Source organism: Rugamonas sp. FW305-51, from assembly GCF_058786935.1.
On record NZ_JBYSZG010000050.1, the window covers coordinates 1 to 22,235 of the forward strand.

At 65.1% G+C, this 22,235-nt stretch carries 19 protein-coding genes and 1 pseudogene; 9 read left to right on the plus strand and 11 right to left on the minus strand.

The genetic code is table 11. The features are described 5' to 3' along the window. Nucleotides 1-134: 134 nt before the first annotated feature. Nucleotides 135-1,220: a L,D-transpeptidase family protein gene (locus tag AC3WOS_RS24200; protein WP_492719309.1), complete on the plus strand. Its 1,086-nt coding sequence runs from the start codon at nt 135-137 to the stop codon at nt 1,218-1,220. Between the two features lie 85 nt (nt 1,221-1,305). Continuing rightward, a complete protein-coding gene (locus tag AC3WOS_RS24205; RefSeq protein WP_492719311.1) occupies nt 1,306-2,271 on the plus strand; it encodes a cation diffusion facilitator family transporter in 966 nt (321 codons plus the stop codon). Here the strand turns inward: AC3WOS_RS24205 and AC3WOS_RS24210 are convergent, their stop codons facing one another. The 5 genes from AC3WOS_RS24210 to AC3WOS_RS24230 form a co-directional block, all read right to left on the minus strand. Further along, nucleotides 2,272-3,789, minus strand: a complete 1,518-nt coding sequence (locus AC3WOS_RS24210; RefSeq protein ID WP_492719313.1) for a S10 family peptidase — start codon at nt 3,787-3,789, stop codon at nt 2,272-2,274. Nucleotides 3,790-3,904: 115 nt separating this feature from the next. Further along, a complete protein-coding gene (locus AC3WOS_RS24215; RefSeq protein WP_492719315.1) occupies nt 3,905-4,987 on the minus strand; it encodes a porin in 1,083 nt (360 codons plus the stop codon). Nucleotides 4,988-5,053: 66 nt separating this feature from the next. Then, nucleotides 5,054-6,637: an aldehyde dehydrogenase (NADP(+)) gene (locus AC3WOS_RS24220; protein WP_492719317.1), complete on the minus strand. Its 1,584-nt coding sequence runs from the start codon at nt 6,635-6,637 to the stop codon at nt 5,054-5,056. Nucleotides 6,638-6,657: 20 nt separating this feature from the next. Beyond that, entirely contained in the window at nt 6,658-7,572 is a 915-nt protein-coding gene (gene kdgD, locus AC3WOS_RS24225; RefSeq protein WP_492719319.1) for a 5-dehydro-4-deoxyglucarate dehydratase, read from the minus strand. Nucleotides 7,573-7,732: 160 nt separating this feature from the next. After that, nucleotides 7,733-8,479 (minus strand): FadR/GntR family transcriptional regulator, encoded by a 747-nt coding sequence (locus tag AC3WOS_RS24230; RefSeq protein ID WP_492719321.1) that lies wholly within the window; start codon nt 8,477-8,479, stop codon nt 7,733-7,735. Nucleotides 8,480-8,686: 207 nt separating this feature from the next. Here AC3WOS_RS24230 and AC3WOS_RS24235 point away from each other — a divergent pair, with 207 nt between their 5' ends. Then, complete coding sequence (locus AC3WOS_RS24235) at nt 8,687-10,084, plus strand: MFS transporter (RefSeq protein WP_492719323.1); 1,398 nt, start codon at nt 8,687-8,689, stop codon at nt 10,082-10,084. Nucleotides 10,085-10,095: 11 nt separating this feature from the next. After that, nucleotides 10,096-11,655, plus strand: coding sequence for a galactarate dehydratase (garD, locus tag AC3WOS_RS24240; protein ID WP_492719324.1), 1,560 nt, complete (start codon nt 10,096-10,098; stop codon nt 11,653-11,655). A 5-nt stretch (nt 11,656-11,660) separates the two neighbouring features. Here the strand turns inward: garD and AC3WOS_RS24245 are convergent, their stop codons facing one another. Continuing rightward, nucleotides 11,661-12,920: a hypothetical protein gene (locus tag AC3WOS_RS24245; protein ID WP_492719326.1), complete on the minus strand. Its 1,260-nt coding sequence runs from the start codon at nt 12,918-12,920 to the stop codon at nt 11,661-11,663. Between the two features lie 222 nt (nt 12,921-13,142). Between AC3WOS_RS24245 and AC3WOS_RS24250 the strand changes: the two genes are divergently transcribed. From AC3WOS_RS24250 to AC3WOS_RS24260, 3 genes are all read left to right on the plus strand, one after another. Next, nucleotides 13,143-14,540 (plus strand): 2-hydroxycarboxylate transporter family protein, encoded by a 1,398-nt coding sequence (locus AC3WOS_RS24250; protein WP_492719327.1) that lies wholly within the window; start codon nt 13,143-13,145, stop codon nt 14,538-14,540. A gap of 134 nt (nt 14,541-14,674) precedes the next feature. Continuing rightward, nucleotides 14,675-14,953, plus strand: a complete 279-nt coding sequence (locus AC3WOS_RS24255) for a type II toxin-antitoxin system HicA family toxin (protein ID WP_492719329.1) — start codon at nt 14,675-14,677, stop codon at nt 14,951-14,953. Then, nucleotides 14,925-15,266, plus strand: coding sequence for a type II toxin-antitoxin system HicB family antitoxin (locus AC3WOS_RS24260; protein WP_492719330.1), 342 nt, complete (start codon nt 14,925-14,927; stop codon nt 15,264-15,266). Before AC3WOS_RS24255 ends, AC3WOS_RS24260 begins: the two co-directional genes overlap by 29 nt. Nucleotides 15,267-15,340: 74 nt before the next feature. On the opposite strand, the gene AC3WOS_RS24265 is transcribed toward AC3WOS_RS24260, so the two are convergent. Together AC3WOS_RS24265 and AC3WOS_RS24270 are read right to left on the minus strand one after the other, a co-directional pair. Next, nucleotides 15,341-16,258, minus strand: coding sequence for an AEC family transporter (locus tag AC3WOS_RS24265; RefSeq protein ID WP_492719331.1), 918 nt, complete (start codon nt 16,256-16,258; stop codon nt 15,341-15,343). Between the two features lies 1 nt (nt 16,259). Further along, on the minus strand, nt 16,260-17,243 hold the full coding sequence (locus tag AC3WOS_RS24270) for a TauD/TfdA family dioxygenase (protein WP_492719332.1): 984 nt from the start codon (nt 17,241-17,243) through the stop codon (nt 16,260-16,262). A 478-nt stretch (nt 17,244-17,721) separates the two neighbouring features. Between AC3WOS_RS24270 and AC3WOS_RS24275 the strand changes: the two genes are divergently transcribed. Further along, a complete protein-coding gene (locus tag AC3WOS_RS24275) occupies nt 17,722-19,359 on the plus strand; it encodes a methyl-accepting chemotaxis protein (RefSeq protein WP_492719334.1) in 1,638 nt (545 codons plus the stop codon). 82 nt (nt 19,360-19,441) lie between these two features. Here AC3WOS_RS24275 and AC3WOS_RS24280 read toward each other — a convergent pair whose 3' ends face one another. The 3 genes and pseudogenes from AC3WOS_RS24280 to AC3WOS_RS24290 form a co-directional block, all read right to left on the minus strand. Then, complete coding sequence (locus AC3WOS_RS24280) at nt 19,442-20,059, minus strand: hypothetical protein (protein WP_492719371.1); 618 nt, start codon at nt 20,057-20,059, stop codon at nt 19,442-19,444. A gap of 32 nt (nt 20,060-20,091) precedes the next feature. Further along, nucleotides 20,092-20,607 (minus strand): annotated as a pseudogene (locus tag AC3WOS_RS24285) (AI-2E family transporter); the annotation flags it as partial. Between the two features lie 173 nt (nt 20,608-20,780). After that, nucleotides 20,781-21,878 carry a transporter gene (locus AC3WOS_RS24290; protein WP_492719336.1) on the minus strand — a complete coding sequence of 366 codons (1,098 nt, stop codon included), beginning with the start codon at nt 21,876-21,878 and terminating at the stop codon, nt 20,781-20,783. Between the two features lie 110 nt (nt 21,879-21,988). On the opposite strand from AC3WOS_RS24290, the gene AC3WOS_RS24295 reads away from it, so the two are divergent. Then, the gene (locus AC3WOS_RS24295) at nt 21,989-22,213 is read left to right on the plus strand and encodes a hypothetical protein (protein ID WP_492719337.1); all 225 of its coding nucleotides are present in this window, start codon (nt 21,989-21,991) and stop codon (nt 22,211-22,213) included. The last annotated feature ends 22 nt before the right edge of the window (nt 22,214-22,235 follow it).

A 22,235-nucleotide genomic window follows, 5' to 3' on the forward strand; every position in this document is an offset into this window, starting at 1 on the left:
GCGCGGGGGCAGGACGGGGGGGCGCGCACGATTGCCGGCGCGCGCTGGCGCCGTTGCGGCGACCGGTGTCATAATCTTGCCTCACGAAAATAAGCGGGCGCCGGCCCGCGCCCCGCTACCGAGAAGAAGTCCGCTTGAGAACACCTAGTCTTTTGCTGCCGCTGGCGGCGTGCGTCCTGCTGTCCTGCCGCGTCCAGGCCGCGCCCGACAGGCCGGCCCCACCCATCGTACCGGCCAGAGGCGCCGTGCCCGCCGCGGCGCCCGGCAGGGCCATGCCGCCGGCCGCCGTTGCGCCGGCGCGCCCGTCCGGCGCGGCGGCGCTCGACCCGGCCGCCATCAACCAGCTGCCCGCCACCGCCACGGTCGGCCCCCGCACCCGGGGCGCCAACGTGCTGCGGGCCCAGGTGCTGCTGGACCGCGCCCATTTCTCGTCCGGCGAGATCGATGGCGTCTACAGCCGCAACCTGCGGCTGGCCATCGCCGGCTACCAGAAGCTGCACCAGCTGAAGGTGACAGGCGCCATCGACGCGGCCACCTGGGCGCTGCTGGCGCAGGACCGGGCGCCCGTGCTGGGCGGCTACACCGTCACGGCGCAGGACGCGGCCGGACCCTACACGGCCGCGCCGGCCAGCATGGCGGCCAAGGCCAGGCTGCCGGCGATGGGCTACGCCAGCGCCGCCGAAGCGCTGGGCGAACGTTTCCATTGCAGCCCCGCGCTGCTCAAGCGGCTCAACCCCGGCAAGCACCTGGACCGCGCGGGTGAACAGGTGGTGGTGCCCAATGTGCTGGCGGGCAGCCCGCTGCCCAAGGCCACGGCCCTGATGGTGGGGCGGGGCGACGGCACCCTCACGCTGCTCGACGCCAGCGGCACGCCGTTTGCCCAGTTCCCGGCCAGTACCGGCAGCGAGCACGATCCGCTGCCCTACGGCCAGTGGAAGGTGACGGCCGTGGTGCGCAACCCCGTCTACCGCTACGACCCCAAGCTGTTCTGGGACGCCAGGCACGACGAGGCCAAGGCCATGATCGCGGCCGGCCCCAACAACCCGGTGGGCGCCGTGTGGATAGAGCTGAGCAAGAAGCACTACGGCATCCACGGCACGCCGGAACCGGGCAAGATCGGCAAGACCCAGTCGCACGGCTGCATCCGCCTGACCAACTGGGATGCGCTGGCCGTGGCGGGCGCGCTGGCGCGCGGGGCCTCGGTGCTGCTGCAGGAATGAGGGCCGGGGCCACGCGGCGCGCCGTCCCGTCGTAAAATGGCGGCTGCACCGCCCGCCGGCCTCACCATCAGAAAGCGCATCACCCATGAATTTTGACCCGATCGACGACGACCACGAAGAATCCCAACATAGTGCGGAGGAGCGCTCGGCCGCCGCCGCCCGCAGCACCTGGGTCAGTGTCGCCATCAACCTGGTGCTGAGCTGCACGCAGGTGGGCGTAGGCCTGTTTGCCCGGTCCCAGGGCCTGGTGGCGGACGGTATCCACTCGCTGTCGGACCTGGTGGCGGACTTCGTGGTGCTGTTCGCCAGCCACCACAGCAAGAAGGACGCGGACGAGGACCATCCCTACGGCCACCAGCGGTTCGAGACGGCCGCCTCGCTGGTCCTGGGCCTGCTGCTGCTGGCCGTGGGCGTGGGCATGTTGTGGTCGGCCGTGGCCAAGCTGCAAAAGCCGGACGCCATCCCCCAGGTGCATGTGGCTGCGCTGTGGGTGGCCGCCGTGGCCCTGGTGGCCAAGGAGACGCTGTTTCGCTACATGCTGGCCGTGGCCACGCGCGTCAAGTCCAGCATGCTGGTGGCCAATGCCTGGCATGCGCGCTCGGATGCGGCGTCGTCGCTGGTGGTGGGCATCGGTATCGCCGGCAACCTGATGGGCTACCCCATCCTGGACCCGATCGCCGCGCTGATCGTCGGCTTCCTGATTTCGAAAATGGGCTGGGAGTTCGGCTGGAACGCGCTGCACGACCTGATGGACCGTGCCGTCGATGAACTGGAAGTGGAGGCGATCCGCCTCACTTTAATGGAAACGCCGGGCGTGAGCGGCGTGCACGACGTGCGCACCCGCAAGATGGGCGACCTGATCGTGGTCGATGCCCACCTGGAAGTCGATGCCCTGCTGACCGTGGAGCAGGGCCACGACATCGCGGTGGCGGCGCGTCAGCGCGTGCTGCAGCGCCACCGCGTGCTCAACCTGATGACCCACGTCGACCCGTGGCGCCGGCCCGATCTCGATCACGTGCCGGCCGCCGAGGCGGCCGGCCACGTCCACTGATCACAGGCCGTACAGGGCCCGGGCGTCGCGCTTGAAGGCCTGCGCCGAGGCGTCGCGGCTGTAGAACATGTGGCCGCCCGGGTAGACCGACAGCCGCACCGGCGTGCTGCCCATCTTCGGCATCTGGTCGATGATCAGGCGCGAGGCGAAGTAGGGGCAGGCCAGGTCGTTATAGCCATGCACGATCAGCACGCCCATGTTGGGATCGTTGGCGATGGCCATGCGCAGGTCGGAAACCGGCTTGTCCTTGCGGGTGGCCGAACGGTCCCACGCGTGGTTCACGTCATACGACAGGGCGTTGTAGCGCGCCTCCGTCTTCCAGCCCACCTCGCGCGTGATGAAGTCCACCATGGCGCTGGTGGTGGGCGCGATCAGCGCGTCCAGGATAGGGTCGCCCGACTTGCGGTCGGCCGATTCCGGGAACGGGTCCCAGGCCGTCACGTTGGCGTCGTAGATGGAGCCGATCTTCTTGTCGGCGCGGTGCACCTCGCGCAGGAAGGTCTGGATGTCGAGCCGGCCGTCGAGGCGGCCCACCAGCTGCGCGTCGACCCCGGTCAGGCCCGACACCTTGCCCACCAGGCGCGCGATGGCGGCCGGATCGGCGCGGCCCGCGAACAGGTCCAGCGCGTACTGCTGGCGCACATACGTTTCCACTTCCTGCATGGCGGCCGGCGTCAGGCGGCGCTGGGTTTCCAGCTGCACGGCGGCCATCGACGGCAGGTTGATCATCCATGGCAGCGGCGACAGGGCCGAGTCGTCGCCGATGGCGGCCGGATCGAGATACGGCGACACCATGATCAGGCCCTTGACGCCCACGCCCAGCTGCGTCTGCAGGTGGTAGGCGATGCGCGGCGCGCGGTAGCCGCCGTAGGATTCGCCCATCACGAACTTGGGCGAGCGCAGGCGGCCGTTCTTGACCAGCCAGTCGTACACCACGCGCGACAGGTATTTGATGTCCGGTTCGGTGGCGTAGAAATCGGCCTTGGTCTTGTCGGCGTCTTCCAGCGAGCGACTGAAGCCCGTGCCCACCGGGTCGATGAACACCAGGTCGCTCATGTCGAGCCAGGTGGCCGCGTTGTCCTTCAGTTCAGACGAATCGGACGGCACGTTGCCGGCGTCGCCGAACTGCACCCGCTTGGGGCCGATGGCGCCCAGGTTCAGGTAGACGGAGGCGGCGCCGGGCCCGCCGTTGAAGGCGAAGGTGACGGGGCGCTTGGCGTCCGCGCCCGGCACCACGTAGGCCGTGTACACCACTTCGGCCGTGACCTTGCCCTTGGCGTCGCGCACCTTGATGGCGCCCACGGTGGCGTCGTAATTGAGTACCTTGCCGTTCAGGGTGATGGATTGATGGACCTTCTTGTCTTCCGACAGGGGCGGCAGCTCGATATCGCTTTTGGCTTCGGCCTTCGCTTCCGGTTTGGCGTCCGCCGCGCTGGCGGCGGTGTGCAATCCCAGGCTCAACAGACCAGTCAGGATAAGACCGGCGAGCATATGGGGACGTGCGGGGGTAGTGGGCATGGACCGTCCTTTGCTGATGAATTGGAAAAATAAAGCGGAGTAAGTCTTGCCTAAAAATGACTGGAGGGCAAGTTTATTCTGGAAAGCCAGCGCGCGGGCGCTGGCCGTGGCGGACTTAGAAGGTGTGGCGTAGGCCCAGGTTATACGCCTTGTCGCCAGTGCCGGCATCGGTATTGTTGGCCACGGTGTAGCCGGCGCCGTTCTTGTTGTCGATGGCGCCGTAGGCCGCGTACAGGTTGGTGCGCTTGGACAGCGGATACAGGTAGCCTATGCCCCACGCATGGGCGTCCTGGTTGAAGTTCGTCCTGTCGTCCTTGCGCATCACCGACGCCAGCAGCGTGCCGGTGCCGAGCGGCGCGGAGAGACCAAGCAGGATCTCGTTGCCGTCGGTGGAGGCGGTCGGGCGTACCCCGCCGAAGGGGTTGTTCGCGTTGCCCAACGGCGCACTGTTGTAGCCCTTGTCGACACCGTAGGCGAAGTACGCCTTCACGACCTTGAAGTCGTAGTTGGCGACCAACAGCTTGTTGATGCCCGCGCTGCGCGTGACCGGCGTGACGCCGGGCGCGGCCGCGACATCCGAGTTCTTGTTGTTGTAGGCGAAGCGTACATTGAGCGGACCGGCCGAGTAGCCGATAGCGGCGCCCATCTGGCGGCCCGCGGTGCTGCTGCCGGCCTGTTCGCCCAAGCTGTAGGCCAGGTCGGCGCTAAAGCCTTGCAGCGCCGGCGCCGAGTAGACGACGGTATTGCTGGTGCGGACGTTGGTGCCCGAATCGGGGAATTGGTTCTTGGACGAGCCGGCATAGCCGGTGCCGAACGGATCGCCCACCTGCGCCAGCGCCTGGTGCCACGGCGTGTACTGGCGGCCCAGCGTCACCGTGCCTGCGCGGCTCTGGAGGCCCACGAACGACTGGCGGTTGAAGATCGTGCCGGCGCTATCGACTTCGCCGGTGTCGATCTTGGTGCCGGTCTCCAGTACGTACAGCGCCGACATGCCGCCGCCCAGGTCTTCGGTGCCGCGAAAGCCGATGCGTGAGGCCGAACCGATGCCGCTGCCGATCTTGGTGACCGCGCCGGCGGCGCCGCCGCTCTCGCGCAGCACGCCTGCGTCGACGATGCCATAAATGGTGACGTTGCTTTGCGCCGCAGCCAGTTGCGCAAAGCCAGCCAGCATAGCGGCTGTGACGAGTTTCTTGTTCATGTGATGCCGTCCTTGTGAGGTGGGGTGTCAGCCCATTGTTGGAATAGGTGTTGTTACTGCCCGGCGTCAGGCTTGCGCCAGTTCGCCGTCACGCACCCGCCACAACTGCAGCGGGTTGTTGTCCTGTAGGGCTTCCGGCAGCAGGTATGCCGGCACGTCCTGGTAGCAAACCGGGCGCAGGAAGCGCTCGATGGCGCCCGTGCCCACCGAGGTGCTGCGGCTGTCCGAGGTCGCGGGGAACGGCCCGCCATGCACCATCGCGTGCGAGACCTCGACACCAGTTGGATAGCCGTTGACGAGGATGCGGCCGGCCTTGCGTTCCAGCGTACGCAGCAAGGTCCGCGCTTCGACCTGGTCATCCTGGTCGAGGAACAGCGTCGCGGTCAGTTGGCCGTCGAGGTGCGCGGCGATCTGGTGCAGCTGGCTGATGTCGGCGCACCGCACGACCAGGGCTGCGGCGCCGAAAATCTCCTGTTCCAGATCGGGATTGGACAGGAAATGGGCGGCATCGGTCATGAACAGTGCCGGCTGGCCGGCGCAGGCGCCGTCGCCGCGCTTGCCGCGCGCCAGCCCGGTCACGCCAGGTATGGCTGCCAGGCGCTCGACGCCTTCATTGAATGCGGCATGGATGCCGCTGGTAAGCATGGTGGCGCCGGTCCTGGCCTGCAAGGCGTCCGCGGCGGCGGCGCAAAAGCTATCGAGCGCGCTGCCTTCAAGGGCGACGACCAGGCCAGGGTTGGTGCAGAATTGGCCGGCGCCCAGGGTCAGCGAGTCGACAAAGCCCGTGGCGATGGCCGCGGCGCGCCGGGAAAAAGCGCCTGGCAGCATGAACATCGGATTGATGCTGCTCATTTCGGCATACACGGGTATCGGCTCGTCGCGCTGCGCGGCGGCGCGCACCAATGCCATGCCGCCCTGGCGCGACCCGGTGAATCCGACGGCCTTGATGGCGGGGTTGGAGACCAGGGCGGTGCCGATCGTGCGGCCATCGCCATGCAGCACGGAGAACACGCCTTCCGGCAGGCCGCAGCTGAACACTGCCGCCTGGATCGCCTTGCCCACCAGCTCAGACGTGCCGGGATGGGCGCCGTGGGCCTTGACGACGACCGGGCAGCCGGCCGCCAGGGCGGATGCGGTATCGCCGCCGCCCACCGAAAACGCCAGCGGGAAGTTACTTGCGCCGAATACGGCCACCGGTCCCAGGGCGATCTTGCGCAGGCGCAGGTCGGAACGGGGAGGGCTGCGTTCCGGCAGCGCCGAGTCGAGCGTGGCGCCCTGCCAGCGGCCGGCGCGCACCACTTGCGCAAACAGGCGCAGCTGGCCGACGGTTCGCCCGCGCTCGCCTTCCAGGCGTGCCTGCGGCAGCCCCGATTCGAGCATGGCCCGTTCGATCAGCGCCGGGCCCAGGTCCAGGATGTTCTGCGCCGCCTGCTCCAGGAAGCGCGCCCGCTGTTCCGGCGTCGTTTCGCGGTATTGGTCGAAGGCGCGCGCGGCCAGCGCGCAAGCCAGTTCCACATCCTGCACTGTCGCGGTGCCGAACGGCGGTTCGATTTCAAGGCCTGTGGCCGGATTGTATGCCCGGAATGAAGAGGCCAGGCCCGGCAGCGCGCGCGCGCCGATCAGCAGTTTGCCGTCGATGAATTGGTTCACGTTGATTCCTTTGACTGCGCTTACTGTGGGCCGAGCGATTTGATCAGCGCATCGAGCTGTTCGCACTCTTGCGCATCGAGATCGGTCAGCGGCGTGCGGACCGGACCTGCGGTGCGGCCGACCAGGGTGGCGCCGGCCTTGACGATGCTGACCGCGTAGCCGGCCTTGCGGTTGCGGATGTCGAGGTAGGGCAGGAAGAAATCGTCGATCAGGCGCTCCGTCGTGGCGAAGTCGTCGGTGCGTACGGCTTCGTAGAACTCGATCGCCGTCCGGGGAATGAAATTGAACACGGCCGACGAATAGACCGGCACGCCGAGCGCCTTGTAGGCCGACGCGTAGACTTCGGCCGTGGGCAGGCCGCCCAGGTAGGTGAAGCGGTCGCCCAGCTTGCGCCGTATGGTTACCATGGTTTCGATGTCGCCCACGCCGTCCTTGAAGCCGATCAGGTTGGGGCAGCGCGCGGCCAGGCGCAGCAGCGACTGCGCGTTCAGCTTGCAGACGTTGCGGTTGTAGATCACCACGCCGATGTCGACCGCATTGCACACAGCGGCGACGTGTTCGACCAGGCCGTCCTGGCTCGCTTCGGTCAGGTAATGGGGCATCAGCAGGATGCCGTGGGCGCCCAGGCGTTGCGCTTCCTGGGCATAGGCGATCGCGGTGCGGGTCGGGCCGCCGGCGCCGGCCAGGATGGGAACCTTGCCGCGGCAGGTTTCCACGGCCACCTTGACCACCCGGGTGTAATCGTCCGGCGTGAGAGAGAAGAACTCGCCGGTGCCGCCGGCGACAAACAGGGCGGTCGCGCCGTACGGCGCCAGCCATTCCAGCCGTTCGGCGTAGGTGCGCGAGACGAAGTCGCCGTTGGCGTCGAAATCAGTGATGGGGAAGGAGAGCAATCCGGACGACAGGATCTGTTTCAGGTCTTGAGCAGTGAACATGGTGGGCACCGATGAAAGGTTGAGAAGGACAACTGGATCAGTTGTTATCAGTCATCGTACAACACAACATGGGCTGTCGCAAGAAATATTCACCGGCCGCGCAAATAAAAACAGCGCCGGGCTCACGCGCGGCGCTGTGGTGACGGGGCGGGCTGGGGCGTCAGGCGCTCGCCTCGAACTGCTCCTGGGCGCGGCGCAACCGTTCGCGGCTGTTGCTCAGGTGGGTGCGCATGGCCGCCCGCGCCGATTCGGGGTCCTGGCGCGCGATGGCGTTGAAGATGTCTTCGTGCTCGTTGATCACCCGTTCCATATAGACAGCCGGATCGTCCTTGCCCAGCTTGGCCGAATTGAGGCGCGCGCGGGGGATGATATTGGTGCCCAGGTGGCTGAGGATGTCGTGGAAATAGCGGTTCGCCGACGCCTGCGCAATCAGCAGGTGGAACTGGACGTCGGAGGCGACGGTGGGCTTGCCTTCGCGCGCGCAGCTTTGGAAGTTGTCGAGCGCCGCCCGCAGCTGCTGCAACTGGCTGTCGGTGCGGCGGCCCGCGGCCAGGCCGGCCGCTTCCGTCTCCAGGCTGATGCGCAGTTCCAGCACGGCCAGCACGTCGCGCATGGTGACGATGGTGTTGGGATCGATGCCCAGCATATCGGCAGGGGCGGGGGCCAGGACGAACGTCCCCACGCCGTGCCGCGTTTCGACCAGGCCGCCGGCTTGCAGGTGGGAAATGGCTTCCCGCACCACCGTCCGGCTGACGCCCAGGATGCGCATGATTTCCGATTCAGTGGGCAGCTTGTCGCCGGGATTGAGGTTGCCGTCCCGGATGCTGTCCGTGATATGGGCGACCACGCCCTGGGCCAGGTTGCGGTGTTTCTTGGGTGGTGCCGAGGGAAAGGGTGTGCTGTTCATGCGTGTGCGCCGGGACGAAAAGTGTGGTGTCGAAAATTCGATTGCTATTTCCAGATGTGCTGATTATACTACGACATCGGTTGTCTGATGACTGATAACTAACTTCGTCTTATGACGTTCTGAACTGCAAAAAGAAAAAACATGGACGCACGCCACGGCGCTCGTCGAAGTTCTTGCGGTGCCATCTGCGCTATCCTAGGAGACAGTATGAAAGCCCAAACACTCACGCAGCCAGGCGGCGGCGCCAAGGCGACCCGCGTCCGCTGGTCCATCCTGGCCGTCTTGTTCCTGGTCACGACGATTAACTATGCCGACCGCGCGACGATCTCCATCGCCGGCCCGGAGCTCAAGAAGCTGCTTGGCCTGTCGCCGGTGGAAATGGGCTTCATCTTTTCCGCCTTCGCCTGGTCGTATGTCCTGGCGCAGCTGCCCGGCGGCTGGCTGCTCGACCGTTTCGGTTCGAAAGTTACTTATTTCTTCAGCATCTTCCTGTGGTCCGTGTTCACCCTGATGATGGGGTGGGTCGGCTTCTTTACCGGTGCCAGTGCCGTGGCCGTGCTGTTCGCCCTGCGGCTGCTGGTGGGCGCGGCCGAGTCCCCCTCGTTTCCCGGCAACAGCCGCATCACGTCGGCCTGGTTTCCCACCGATGAACGGGGCACCGCGGCGGCCATCTTCAATTCCGCCCAATATTTCGCCACCGTCGCCTTTGCACCGCTGATGGGATGGCTGGTCCACAGCCATGGCTGGGAAAGCGTGTTCTACGTGATGGGCGGACTGGGGCTCGTCATGGCGCTGGTCTGGCGCAAGACGATTTATGCGCCCAAGGACCACCCGCGCATCAACGGCGCCGAACTGGCCTATATCGAAGCGGGCGGCGCACTGGTGGACCTGGACGGGGCCGCGCGCGCAGACCGTCCCAAGCTCGACACCGTCGCCATCATCAAGCAGCTGCTGGGCAACCGCATGCTGGTTGGTATCTACATCGGCCAGTACTGCATCACGACCTTGACCTATTTCTTCCTCACCTGGTTCCCCGTGTACCTGGTCACGGAACGTCACATGACGATCCTGAAGGCCGGCTTCGTCGCGGCCCTGCCGGCCATTGCCGGTTTCCTCGGCGGCATCCTGGGCGGTGTGGTGTCGGATCGCATGATCAAGGCCGGCTATTCGCTGTCGGCGGCGCGCAAGACCCCCATCGTGGCCGGCATGCTGCTGGCAATGAGCATGATCGCCTGTAACTACGTGGCGGCCGACTGGGCAGTCGTGGCCTTCATGTCGCTGGCGTTCTTCGGCAAGGGCGTGGGCGCGCTGGGCTGGGCCGTGGTGTCGGACACCTCGCCCAAGGAGGCGGGCGGCCTCAGTGGCGGCCTGTTCAATACCTTCGGCAATACCGCAGGGATTACGACGCCCATCGTGATCGGCTATATCCTGCAGGCCACCGGCTCGTTCGCCGGCGCGCTGGTGTTCGTCGGCGCCAACGCCGCCGTCGCCATCTTCTGCTACCTGGTGATCGTGGGCGACATCAAGCGCGTCGAGTTCACGCAATCTTCCAATGGCGACGAGGCACGGTTGCCTTCCGCCCACCTGAGCGCCACCGGCAAGTAAGGAGTTTTACAATGAATGCACCCGTCACGCTCGCCGCCGCCGGCAAGCCCTTATACATTCGCATGCATGCCAACGACAACGTGGCCATCGTCGTCAACGACGGCGGCCTGCCGGCGGGAACGGAATTTCCGGGCGAGTTCGTCCTGAAAACCCGGGTGCCCCAGGGGCACAAGATCGCGCTGACCGATATCGCCGAAGGTGAAGCGATCCGCCGTTACGACGTGGTGATCGGTTATGCCGCCGCCGCCATCGTCCAGGGCAGCTGGATCGAGGAATCGCTGGTGCGCATGCCGCCGCCGCGCGCCTTGAGCGGCTTGCCCGTTTCCACCCGCATCATGGCGGCGGGCGAACCGCTGCAAGGCTATACCTTCGAAGGTTACCGCAACGCCGATGGCACGGTGGCGACCCGCAACATCCTCGCCATTACCACCACCGTCCAGTGTGTGGCCGGCGTGGTCGAGCATGCGGTCAAACGTATCAAGGCCGAGCTGCTGCCCGATTACCCCAATGTCGACGATGTGGTCGGGCTTGAACATACCTACGGTTGCGGCGTGGCCATCGATGCCCCCAATGCCGACATCCCGATACGCACGCTGCGCAACATCAGCCTCAATCCGAATTTCGGCGGGCAGGCCATGGTCGTCAGCCTGGGCTGCGAAAAGCTGCAGCCGGCCCGCCTGCTGCCGGAAGGCGCGATTCCGATCCAGAACGGGCCCTACATCGTGGTGCTGCAGGACGAGGCGCATGTCGGTTTCGAATCGATGATCAGTTCGATCATGGCCATGGCGCGGGTGCGGCTGGCCGCGCTCAACCAGCGCCGGCGCGTCACCTGCAGCGCGGCGGAACTGATCGTCGGCGTCCAGTGCGGCGGCAGCGATGCCTTCTCCGGCGTGACGGCCAACCCGGCCGTCGGTTACGCGACCGACCTGCTGGTGCGCGCCGGCGCCACCGTGATGTTCTCGGAAACGACCGAGGTGCGCGACGGAATCGACCAGCTCACCGCGCGCGCCGTCAACCCCGATGTCGCCAACGCCATGATCCGCGAAATGGCGTGGTACGACGACTACCTGAAGCAGGGCGGGGTGGACCGCAGTGCCAATACCACGCCCGGCAACAAGAAGGGCGGCCTGGCCAACATCGTGGAAAAGGCCATGGGCTCGATCGTGAAGTCCGGCAGCAGCCCCATTTCGGGCGTGCTGGCGCCGGGCGACAAGGTCCAGCAAAAGGGGCTGATCTATGCGGCCACGCCAGCCAGCGATTTCATTTGCGGCACGTTGCAACTGGCGGCGGGGATGAATCTGCACATCTTTACCACGGGACGCGGCACGCCCTACGGCCTGGCGGCAGTGCCGGTGATCAAGGTCGCCACCCGCTCCGACCTGGCGCGCCGCTGGCATGACCTGATGGATATCGACGCGGGCCGCATCGCAACGGGCGAGGCGACCATCGAACAGCTGGGCTGGGAACTGTTCCGGCTGATGCTGGACGTGGCCAGCGGCAAGGAAACCTGGGCCGAGCACTGGGGACTGCACAACGCGTTGACGCTGTTCAATCCCGCGCCGGTGACCTGATACGTTCAGTCGCGTGTCGTTGTCTGGCGGTCGCCGTCGTCAAAGAATTGATGGCCGACCCGCCAGTCCAGCACCAGCCCGCCGTCTTTTGGGGGCAGACCTAACTGGTCCAGCTGTTGTACAGTCAGTGGCTGTATCCTGGCGCCATCGCGGCGCCTGCTGAAGACTTGATTGCGCCATTGATACACTTCATCCAGCTTTTGCCAGTAGCTGTATGCGTGCCGGTTATCGTTGTAATAGTCGTCGAACTTGTTACGTCCGAGGTAAATGGCATTGGAGCCTTCATACCCCGTTTTACTGGCGGAACGCGGGTCGGGATTCAGAATGTAGGACCAGTCGCCCGGGACGAAATTCTTAGGCATTACGCCGAACTGGGCCGACAACAGCTTCCCCGGCCGCACCTGTTTCCTGGCGTCGAAGTCGGCTTCAAAATTCCAGATGCGACCGGGTTCCACATCCACCAGCGGCTCGCCATCGACCAGCAGTTGCGTTTCGATGAGTTTGAGCATGTTCGGGTCCTTCTTGACGCGGGCATAGTAGTCCAGCACGCCTTGTATCATGACCATTTTGGTGGCGGTATAACAGCCGATCTGGTAGCGCGACTGATTCAGGAACATATCCGCCATGGCCGTATGCAAGGGGACGCCAGGCCTTGGGGTGCCGAGGTGCCAGTATCTGGGGTTCCAGTGCGCCCGCCCGCCATTTGGCCAGCGGAATTCCAGTCGCTCGGCCCAGGCCACGGTGTTCTGGCGGATGCCCACGTGGTCGATGAGCGCTGCAATATGGCAGGACGTTCCGGCAAATTCAGTCAGCCGGCCCCGCTGCAGCATGGCCAGTACGATTTCCTTTTGCGAGACCGTGGCGACAGAGCGCAGGCCGCCATTTTTCTGGGGGAGCAAGACAGTTGCGTCGTGCAGATCAAAAGCGGGCCGTTCGACGAAATCGAGGGTATTGAAGTCATCCTTGGGCGTGGCCAGGGTATAGGTTAGCGTTTCCAGCTTCTTGTTGTGTTGCACCACAAAGAGCGAGGCGGGGATGTCCAATTCGTGGAGATAGGCCCCCATCTCGCTTTCCAGTTGCCGCAGGCGGTCTTCCCGGCAATGGAACTGTATGCCTTCCATGTTTGCGGCAGGTGTGAGGTCGGCGCCGATGGCCGCTCTGGAGACCGATTCAGCGACGGCAAGCCCATACGGCACCGGGGCCAGCAGACAAAATGCCAATGCCAGGATCTGGTGGCGTGGCGTGATCGGAATGGAAAAAGTCATGGGGGACGCGTTTCTGGACGTTGAGGGGGGCACATCCCATTTTACGCACTGTGCCGGCTTGGGCGGATTCTTCTGGACAGGAGCCCATGCGTTGGCGCAGTGCGGCCTCCGGCGGCGGCCGACAGCGGATTGAAAGGTTGGAGCGGTATAGTCGTCATTGCCCCCGGGAACCATGCCCGAGCCGGGCACAAGAATTTAATACGAAGAGACGACAGCAAGCCTATGCATACCTCCCCATCCTGCCATTCCGACGGCTCCGCACCGTCCCAACTTTCCCCATCCCGCGCCTCGCTCGAGGACAGCGCCGGCCAGCCGCGTGGCAACACGCCATGGCATATCTATGCGTGGCGCGTGATGGACATGCGGGTCGGCCTGGTGTCCTTGCCGATCTATCTGCTGCTGTTGGCACTGATCGGGGGCTTCGTCGCGATGGGCAAGCTGCCCACCGACATCTCGGTGTCGATTGCCGTATTGGCCGTGGGCGGCTTCACCTGCGCCGAGTTCGGCAAACGGATTCCGTTGTTGCGCAACATAGGCGCGGCCGCCATTTTCGCCACCTTCGTGCCATCGCTGCTGGTCTACCTGCACGCGATTCCGCCCGTGCTGCTGAAGAACGTGGTGGAATTTACCAAGGTAAGCAATTTCCTGTACCTGTTCATCGCCTCGATCATCGTCGGCAGCATCTTCAGCATGGACCGCACGGTGCTGGTGCAGGGTTTCCTGAAGATCTTCGCGCCGTTGGCGGCCGGCACCGTGGTCGCCGCCGTGGTAGGCACGCTGGTCGGCACCGCACTCGGTCTGGGCTGGCAGCACACACTGTTCTTCATCGTGGTGCCCATCATGGCCGGCGGCGTGGGCGAGGGCGCCATCCCGCTGTCGATTGGTTACGCGGCCATCCTCGGCCAGGCGCAAGGCGACATGTTCGCCCAGGTGCTGCCGCCCGTGATGCTGGGCAGCCTGTGCGCCATCCTGATGGCGGGCACGCTCAATTTTGTCGGCAAGCGCTACCCGCACCTGACCGGCGAGGGACGCCTGCAGCCGGGCGTAGAGAACGAAGCGCGGGTCGTCGAGCTGCCCGCCGGGACGGTGGATGTGGCCCAGGTGGCGTCCGCCGGCCTGACTGCGATCTGCTTGTACATGGTGGGCCTGATGTCGGCCAAGCTGTTCGATTTTCCGGCGCCGGTGGTGATGCTGTTTGTCGCCGTGATGTTCAAGCTGGGGCGGCTGGTATCGCCGCAACTGCAGCAGGCTTCGCTGGTGGTGTATAAATTCTTCTCCACGGCAGTGACCTATCCGCTGCTGTTTGCCATCGGCGCCGCCATGACGCCGTGGGAAAAACTGATCGCCGCCTTCACCCTGGTCAACCTGGCCACCATTGTGGCGACGGTCGCGACCCTGATGGCGACCGGCTTTGTGGTGGCGCGCCGCATGCATATGTATCCGATCGAGGCGGCCATCGTCAATGCCTGCCACAGCGGGCAGGGCGGGACGGGCGACGTGGCCATCCTGACGGCCGCCAACCGCATGCAACTGATGCCGTTCGCGCAGATCGCGACCCGCATCGGCGGCGCCATCGTCGTGACGCTGGCGCTGTTTGCGCTGTCCAGGCTGGCGGGATAGATAAGCCGCAAAGCCGCGCATGGCCCGATTGCCGAATGAGGGCATGCGGCCCGAGAAGATGATATTTCCGATGGTATTGCAGGGCGCCCTATGCGGGAGCATAATTTGATACCACTTTCTGCTACCATTATCTTATGAGGCGCAAGCACCAGCGTACTTTGGAGCAAGTCTTCGCGCGGCCAACATCGGCGAATGTCCGTTGGGCCGATATCGAAGCTTTGTTCATCGAATTGGGTGCAAGTGTCGAGGAGCGCGAAGGTTCGCGTGTGCTGGTCCGCTTGTTCGGTGAACGGCGGGTTTTTCACCGGCCACATCCGGAACCGGCGACGGATAAGGGCGCGCTGGCGTCTGTCCGAAAATGGTGGAGGATCACGGAGTTAAGCCATGAGTATGCAAAATACGATGAGCATTGACGGCCACCTGGCCGTGATTACTTTCGATCCTGAAATTCAAATGTTCCGGGGCGAATTTCTTGGGCTCAATGGAGGGGCAGACTTCTACGCCAAGGATGTGGAAGGATTGCAAAGGGAAGGCCGGATTTCGCTGAAGATTTTTCTCGAAGCATGCGCTGAAGATGGTGTTGAACCGCGCAAGCAATTTTCCGGCAAGTTCTCTCTGCGGGTTGATCCTTCTGTACATGAAGCAGCGGCAATCGCTGCCGCCGCCCATGGAAAGAGCTTGAATCAATGGGCTGAGGACGTGTTGCGGCAAGCGGTTCTGGCGTAGGCGGTGCCAGGGGGGCATACCGGATGGCATGGCCCCCTTCAATCGGGCGTGCAACCCGGTGGCCTAAGGCACGATCATCCGCCGCCCGCAGTCAGGAAAGCCTTGCTGACGGGGATGGTGATGGCCGCCAGCAGCGTCTGCAAGGTGATCAGCGAGGCCATCAGGCGGGCATCGCCGCCCATCTGGCGCGCCATGATATAGGCGTTGGGCGCGGTCGGCAGGGCACAGTAGAAGCAGGCGGCCAGCGCCACCGGCGTGGAGATGGCGAACACCAGGCAGACCTGGGCCGCCACCAGCGGCAGCGCCAGCAGCTTTAACACCGTGGGGAAGGCCAGCGCCACGGGGCGCAGGCCATCGCGGGCAAATACCAGTCCGCTACCGACGCACACCAGGCCCAATGCGAGGGCCGATTTGCCCAGGATATCGAGGGTGTTCATCAGCGGCGTCGGCAGGGCTAGCCCGCTCACGCTGGCGATGGCGCCCGCCATGGTCGACAGGATGATGGGATTGGTGGCCAGCGTCCTGGCGACCTTGGCCGGTTCGACCTTGCCGCCGCTCCACCACGACAGCGCCAGGATGGAGATCACGTTGACGGCCGGCAGGCACAGGGCCAGGGCCAGCATCACCAGCGAGGCCGTTTGCGGCGGAAAGAACAGCGTCGAGACGGCAATGCCGAAATAGCTGTTGGGCCGCATGGCGCCCTGCATGATGGACGAGCGGCTGGCGTCGGGCAGGTCGCGCGCGAAGAGCATGGCCAGCAGTGCCAGGCCGACCACGATCAGGGTCGGCAGCAGCGTGGCCAGCGCCAGCTCGCCCACCAGGCGCCCGTGGAAATCGAGGCGCGCCGTGCCGGCGAACAGCAGGGCGGGGAAGGCGATGTAGTAGGAAAATTTTTCCACCGACGGGAAAAATGCGTCGGGCAGCCAGCGGCATTGGCGGATCGCCACCCCCAGCAGGATGACGAGGAAAACGGGGAGGATGGAAGCGAGCATGTCAGTCTGCCGAAGTGCCGGACGGGCCGATACGGCGCGCGTTGGGCGTGTTGGAAATGCGGATGCGGATCAGATGCCGCGCCGGGTCGGTGTAATCCGCGCGGCCGTGCAGGGTGTGGTGGTTGTCGGCCCAGAGCAGGGTATCGTCCGGCAGTTGGCGCCGAAAGCGCGGGGCGCGCCGTTCCACGATGTCGTTCACCAGTTCCACCGCCTCCACCAGTTCCGGACTGCCCAGGTCGGGACGCAGCGCCAGGCCTTTCATGATGGAATCGTAGCGCCAGCGTATCGCCAGGCCGCCGTCATGGCGGAATACCGGGGCCAGATAGTACTCCGCGTTGCCGTCCTCGGCAGCGTACACGGCCGGCACGCGGAACGGCACTTCGCGCGTCGTCAGCAGGCTGTAGGCGATGCGCCCCTCGCGGTTCTTCTGCAATTCGCGGTAGATATCGTCGACGTCGATCAGCAGCGACTCGCCGCCGTTGCAGCGCGCCGCCGTGACCACGTACAGCATGAACTGCTCTTCGGGCATCGGGTAGAACGATGAATCCGTGTGCATTTCCGCGCCGCCCACCCGTTCGGAGAATGTGGTGAAACGGGCGCCCGGCTGGTCGAGCTCCCTGGCCCGTACGTCCCAGGCCACGCGTCCGGTGCGCTGGTCGGTGGAGGTGGGAAAGCCGCACGTGAGGGCGATGGCATACAGCACCGCGTTGCGATGGGATGCGCTCAAGTGGCCCAGGCCCAGCCCGGTGATGGCCACGCCGCGTGCGTTGGTGCGCGCGATGGCCGCGCCGAGACGGTTCAGCGTCGGGATCGCCAGCAGTTCGCGCTGCAGCAATTCCTCCTGCGGGTGGGGGTAGAAGCCGTTGCCGTTGAAGTCGTCGAAGTGACTTTCGACGGTGTGGATGATGCGCGTCAAATCCTCGCCCCAGGAAAAATTGCGTTTGACGATGGAAATATTGCCGGATTTCTCAATGGCGGAAAGCATGGGGCGATACCTTTCATTGTGTTGGTTGCAAATATATGAGGCCTGGCACCGGTGCCAACTTGCCGGGTCCAGTCATTTTTGTTGCAATGCACCAAAAATGACTTACAGCAAGTAGTTGCATCGTAAACATTTTAATCGTGAATAAAAGCGGGAACAGGGCGGTAAAAACGGCCTAATTCAGTTGTACTGTCTTGCAATGTTTTTCGTCATTGCCGCAAGAAATTTCGGAATAAGGAGCGCTTCTACGTATAACTACCTATAAATTACATAGCCGGCCGTTTTTTGATTTTTTGGCATTGAAAATGGCGCATCGGCAGCCCCGGCGCCGTTGGGCGGCGGCAAACGTGGGCGGTGGACCGTTGTAATTTCCACAGAAAAATGTTTTTCACATTGCATAGGTTGGTATATTGCAGTGCGGTATAAGTTTCTTTGTGGGAATTTGTGATAATCTTGCCGACTTTGACTAAAAAGGAACAACATGAACTGGCTACGTGAATTCAGGCTCGCCACCAAGCTGGCATTGGCGTTTGCCGTGGTGCTGGTGCTGACGGTCGGCGTCGGCATCTTCTCGATCGTGCAACTGGCGACCGTGCGCACCACGGCCGCCGAGTTGTCGTCGCGTTGGATGCCGAGCATGCGCGTAGTGCAGGACCTGAAGTCGCAGATAGCCCGCGTGCGTACCCGCGAGTTCCAGTACATCATCTCCAGCAAACCGGAAGAGATGGACAAGTACGATAAAGTTATCGCCGCCGACCTGGTCGATCTGCGCCGGATGCAGGACGATTTCGAGAAGCTGATCCGCACCCCGGAAGAAAAGGCGCTGTACGACGGCTTCGTGCACATGTGGGCGCGCTACATGGAGGAAGATGGCAAGATCCGCGCGGCGGCCCGCGCCAACGACGATGCGCTGGCCAAGGAATTGATCCGCGGCGAATCGAACAAGCTGATCGTGGCCCTGCGCGGCCAGGTGGACAAATTGGTCAAGCTGTATCAGGAAGGCGGGGAGCGGGAAGCGCAACAGGGCGAGGCCATTTACGCTTCGTCGCGCATCTGGATCATCGCCCTCCTGGCCGCCAGCGCCGCCCTGGGCGCGGTCGGCGCCACGACGCTGACGATGTGGCTGGCCAAGCGCCTCGGTGGCGAGCCGGACTATGCGGCCGCCATCGCCAGCCAGATCGCCGCCGGCGACCTGTCGGTGCCAGTGGCGATCCGGCCGGGCGACAACGACAGTTTGCTGTTTGCCATGAAGCGCATGCGTGACGGCCTGGCCGGCATCGTGGGCGAAGTGCGCCTGGCGACCGATACCATCGCCACCGGCTCCAGCCAGATCGTGGCGGGCAATCTGGATTTATCCTCGCGCACCGAGCAGCAAGCGAGCTCGCTGGAGGAGACGGCCGCCTCGATGGAACAGCTGACATCGGCCGTCAAGCAGAACTCGGACAGCGCGCGCCAGGCCAATGCGCTGGCGCTGGACGCGTCCTCCATCGCGCAGCAGGGCGGCATGGTGGTGTCGCAGGTGATCGATACCATGGGATCGATCAATGACTCGGCGAAGAAAATTGTCGACATCATCGGCGTCATCGACGGCATCGCCTTCCAGACCAATATCCTGGCGCTGAACGCTGCCGTGGAGGCGGCCCGGGCCGGCGAGCAGGGTCGCGGCTTCGCGGTGGTGGCATCCGAAGTGCGCAGCCTGGCGCAGCGTTCGGCATCGGCGGCGAAGGAGATCAAGGAGTTGATCGGCAATTCCGTCGAGCAGGTCGAGCTGGGCACGCGGCTGGTGGGCCAGGCTGGCACCACCATGGAAAACGTGGTGGTCAGTGTGCGCCGCGTGACCGACATCATGAGCGAGATCACGTCGGCCGGCCGCGAGCAAAGCGCGGGCATCGAGCAGGTCAACGAAGCGATGGCCCAGATGGATGCGGTGACTCAGCAGAACGCCTCGCTGGTGGAGGAGGCCACGGCCGCCTCGCAAAGCATGCAGGGCCAGGCCGCCAGCCTGGCGCAGATGGTGAGCGTGTTCAAGCTGGACGACGGCAGGGCGCCGGCGCGCATGGGCGTGCGCGCCGGCCCCGCCTCGGCACCGGCGGCCATCCCTAAACGACTGGCCGCCTGACGCCATCGCTTCCCACGGCGGCATCCGGAGCACCGGGCCGCCGTCCCCATCTTCCTCTCCGTTGCGTTTGCGCGGTTCCATGTCAGGCCGTCGCCTTGCCCTGGTGCGCGACAAACGCCAAACCTTCCTCGAACGAGCGCAAGACCATATCGACATGCGGCTGCACGGCCGTATGGTGCACCGCGAAGTCGTCCGGCGGCGGCCGGGTGGTGACCAGCAGCGCCCGTGGCAGCAGCGCGCGCAGCGCCACCACCGCGCTGGTCCACAGGGCCAGCTCCTCCTCCAGCGGGTAGGGGATGAACACGGTGGAAATCAGGTCGGCCTTGTCGGGCCCATGTTCCTCATGGGGCAGCGGCAGCGATACGCTGCGCGCGTCGATGCCCGTTTCGCGCAGGGCGCGCACCAGCAGTTCGCTCACCAGGTCGTCGCGCTCGGAAGGCAGGCCGGCGCACAGCACGATCGACTGCACCGGCACGTCGAGCGATCCCTGCCAGCGCCCCAGGCGCGCCTCGCGCAGCTGGCGCAGGTGGGCGCCCACGTTGGCGTCGAGCAGCGAGACGCGGTGGCGCCGCCTGGCGGCCGGTGCGGCGACGGCCGGCGCCAGCGTCTCGGCGACGTCGGCGATGGTGCTGCGGATGCGGCCCTGCTGGGCGGCGTCGATCTGGCCGCCGCGCGGTCCTGCAGCGACTCGCTCTCCCACAGGATGAACACCAGCAGCACCAGCACCATGCCCGCTTCGCCGACGGCAGTGCGGGCGACGCCCAGCAGGCGCGCCAGCCTGTCGCCGGAGACGGGATGGGGCGCGACTTCGTCGGCGGCGGGCGCCGGGGCGGCCCGCTCTGCCAGTAAGGGCTGCGGACGCGCGGCGCTTGCGGGCCCCACGTTCAGTTCAGCTTCCAGCCGGGCGAAGGGGCGGCTGGCCAGCGCGCGCAGCGTGTCAGCTTTGTGATGGATGGCGGCCCGGTAGCGCGGCAATTCCAGCGTGACGCTGGCCAGCTGCGATGCCAGGACGGCACCGATGCCGATCATGCAGGCGCCGGCCAGCAGTAGTGCCGCCAGCGTGGCCGGCGCGCGCCCCAGTCCGATGCGCCCGAGACGGCGCACCAGCGGGGCGACGATCAGGCTGAGGATGGTAGCCAGTGCGATCGGCTGCAGTACGTCGCGGCCGTAGTAGAGCAAGGCCAGGCTGCATGTGGCGCAGGTGATCGAGGTGGGTGTCAGGTGGAGGTGAGAGGCGGTTTTGTGCATGAGAGTAAAGGCCCGTGTTCGGGCTTATTTTGGCGGCAATATCTCATACTGACATATGTGTCATTACATGTCACCAATTTCGCGCCTGTGATCTGGCAGGAACGCCGGCCTATCCATCGACGAGCCACCTGCGCCGCGGCTTCAAGGCGCCGCTGCGCAGGTGAAGCGGCCCGTCAGAACAGCTTGATCAGGCGGATTTGCGTGAACTTGCCGTCCTTGGCGTTGCGCGACTGCGTGGTGCCGATGTACTGGATGGTCACGATGGCGTCGATGGGCGCGATCTTGGTGGTGAAGAAGGCGCCCGCGTTGGTCGAGCGGAAGCGGCTGGCGCCAAGCGGATTGTTGTCGTCATCCTGGTACTGGCGCAGATGGAGCGCGTGCAGGCCGACGATGCCGATCGGCGTCTTGTAGCCGGCCGCCAGTTCCAGTCCGGCCCAGTTGCCGCTGCGCAGATGGTTGTCCCGGTTGCGCGTGTTCAGGCCCAACGATAGTTTGGCGCCCAGGGCCACGTCGGGCGTGGGCAGGTAGCCGATCTGCATGGCGGGGCGCAGCGTGGTGAAGTTGCCGGCACCGATGTCCGGTGCCGGACCCGCATCGTATTTCCCCGTCGGCAGGATCAGCGAGGCGCCCGCCAGCACGTTCACCTGCGCCCCCACGTACTGCCAGCCGAACTGCATTTCCACATCGCCGATGCCGGTGACGTCGCCGCTGGCACTGGCGCCCTGGGCCCCGAGTCCGGCCTGGTACTGGGTGCTGAACTGTTCCTGGACGGCCGTCTGCATGGCGCCCGGCACGCCCGGCGCCCAGTTCAGGACCGGGCTTTGCGCGCCGGCCACGATGGATTGCCGCTTGCGCGCGAATGGCACGTCGAGCACGAACACAAGACGGCCGCCGCCGATGCGCTCCGGCGTCAGGTAGGCCAGTCCCAGGTCCCAGCGGTCGAATGTACCGGTGCCGTCGATGACGGCGTTGCCGGCGCCGTACGACGGATAGAGCGCGGCCGGCGCGCCCGGCAGCGGCACGGCGCCGCCCGGGACAGTCTGGGTGAGCTTCTTGCCATCGTCACCCGTCACCTTGTCGATGCGGATGTGGGTGGCGGCCACGCCGGCCGCCCAGCCGGTCTGGTCGGGCGGGGCGAACAGTTCGCCGCCCAGGCTGCCGGCCAGGTTGTAGCGCGGTTCAAAGCCTTCGGCTGCGTTGGCGTGGCCGGCGCCGGCCAGGGCGGCGCACGCCGCCAGTGCCGCGGTGGCGGGGATGATGGATCGGGTCATGCTTGTCTCCTTGGTGGTTTAAATACTTTTTGCGCACATCCGGGATTGCTGCGATCGATGATGTGTTTGGCCCTGCGTTTCTTATTATGACATTCTAGTCAGAATGACTGATGAGTCAATATAAAAAATGTCAGAGACCAGCGATTACTGCGCCGGGCGGCAAAAAAAATCCCGCCGCGTTGCTGCGGCGGGACAAAATTCCCGGCGAGGAGATTGGAAAGCGGTGCCGGGAATGGGAACGCGTGTGCCATTGCGGCGCGGCCAGGCCGGCGCTGCGCACGAGGAAATGGAAAGCCGGCCTGGTGCGCAAACTGCGCTCCAGCTCCGGCTGGTAAACGTCATGGTTGGCCTGGGTCG

What these genes read in the sequence shown, in the direction of transcription:
- AC3WOS_RS24290 (WP_492719336.1), bottom strand. Translation starts at nt 21,878, where the DNA reads ATGACCCGATCCATCATCCCCGCCACCGCGGCACTGGCGGCGTGCGCC.
- AC3WOS_RS24250 (WP_492719327.1), top strand. Translation starts at nt 13,143, where the DNA reads ATGCATACCTCCCCATCCTGCCATTCCGACGGCTCCGCACCGTCCCAA.
- AC3WOS_RS24210 (WP_492719313.1), bottom strand. Translation starts at nt 3,789, where the DNA reads ATGCCCACTACCCCCGCACGTCCCCATATGCTCGCCGGTCTTATCCTG.
- AC3WOS_RS24255 (WP_492719329.1), top strand. Translation starts at nt 14,675, where the DNA reads ATGAGGCGCAAGCACCAGCGTACTTTGGAGCAAGTCTTCGCGCGGCCA.
- kdgD (WP_492719319.1), bottom strand. Translation starts at nt 7,572, where the DNA reads ATGTTCACTGCTCAAGACCTGAAACAGATCCTGTCGTCCGGATTGCTC.
- AC3WOS_RS24270 (WP_492719332.1), bottom strand. Translation starts at nt 17,243, where the DNA reads ATGCTTTCCGCCATTGAGAAATCCGGCAATATTTCCATCGTCAAACGC.
- AC3WOS_RS24245 (WP_492719326.1), bottom strand. Translation starts at nt 12,920, where the DNA reads ATGACTTTTTCCATTCCGATCACGCCACGCCACCAGATCCTGGCATTG.
- AC3WOS_RS24215 (WP_492719315.1), bottom strand. Translation starts at nt 4,987, where the DNA reads ATGAACAAGAAACTCGTCACAGCCGCTATGCTGGCTGGCTTTGCGCAA.
- AC3WOS_RS24230 (WP_492719321.1), bottom strand. Translation starts at nt 8,479, where the DNA reads ATGAACAGCACACCCTTTCCCTCGGCACCACCCAAGAAACACCGCAAC.
- AC3WOS_RS24295 (WP_492719337.1), top strand. Translation starts at nt 21,989, where the DNA reads ATGAGTCAATATAAAAAATGTCAGAGACCAGCGATTACTGCGCCGGGC.
- AC3WOS_RS24235 (WP_492719323.1), top strand. Translation starts at nt 8,687, where the DNA reads ATGAAAGCCCAAACACTCACGCAGCCAGGCGGCGGCGCCAAGGCGACC.
- AC3WOS_RS24275 (WP_492719334.1), top strand. Translation starts at nt 17,722, where the DNA reads ATGAACTGGCTACGTGAATTCAGGCTCGCCACCAAGCTGGCATTGGCG.
- AC3WOS_RS24260 (WP_492719330.1), top strand. Translation starts at nt 14,925, where the DNA reads ATGAGTATGCAAAATACGATGAGCATTGACGGCCACCTGGCCGTGATT.
- AC3WOS_RS24265 (WP_492719331.1), bottom strand. Translation starts at nt 16,258, where the DNA reads ATGCTCGCTTCCATCCTCCCCGTTTTCCTCGTCATCCTGCTGGGGGTG.
- garD (WP_492719324.1), top strand. Translation starts at nt 10,096, where the DNA reads ATGAATGCACCCGTCACGCTCGCCGCCGCCGGCAAGCCCTTATACATT.
- AC3WOS_RS24205 (WP_492719311.1), top strand. Translation starts at nt 1,306, where the DNA reads ATGAATTTTGACCCGATCGACGACGACCACGAAGAATCCCAACATAGT.